A 459-nucleotide genomic window follows, 5' to 3' on the forward strand; every position below is an offset into this window, starting at 1 on the left:
TAGCTTAACCTTCGGGGGGGCGCTCACCACTTTGTGGTTCATGACTGGGGTGAAGTCGTAACAAGGTAGCCCTAGGGGAACCTGGGGCTGGATCACCTCCTTACCTATACGACTAACTTAATGTTTGGTCGAAAAATGCTCCTGCATTTTCGACATTCGGTACATCCGTGTACCTTTTGAGTGTTCACACAGATTTGCTTGATAGAAGAAAGAGTAAAAGATGGACCTAGTTAAATAGGTTTATCAAAGATGGGTCTGTAGCTCAGCTGGTTAGAGCGCACCCCTGATAAGGGTGAGGTCGGTGGTTCAAGTCCACTCTGACCCACCAAATTTTCGTTCTCCTTTGTTAAATTAACACTCGTTTAGTGAACTAAACGTCGCGTTAATTTGCCGCGGATAACTCGATTTGGCAAACCAATCCTTTTAGAGGTTTGGAACATCTTACTTACTCGCACTGCA

1 tRNA gene and 1 rRNA gene are annotated in these 459 nt (G+C 45.3%); both read left to right on the forward strand.

The features are described 5' to 3' along the window. Nucleotides 1-103, forward strand: a 16S ribosomal RNA gene (locus tag K5Q99_RS22060); the annotation flags it as partial. Between the two features lie 148 nt (nucleotides 104-251). Further along, nucleotides 252-328, forward strand: a tRNA-Ile gene (locus K5Q99_RS22065). Nucleotides 329-459: the final 131 nt, after the last annotated feature.

The sequence above is a fragment of the Shewanella hafniensis genome (genome assembly GCF_019655335.1).
GTDB classification, from domain to species: Bacteria; Pseudomonadota; Gammaproteobacteria; order Enterobacterales; family Shewanellaceae; genus Shewanella; species Shewanella hafniensis.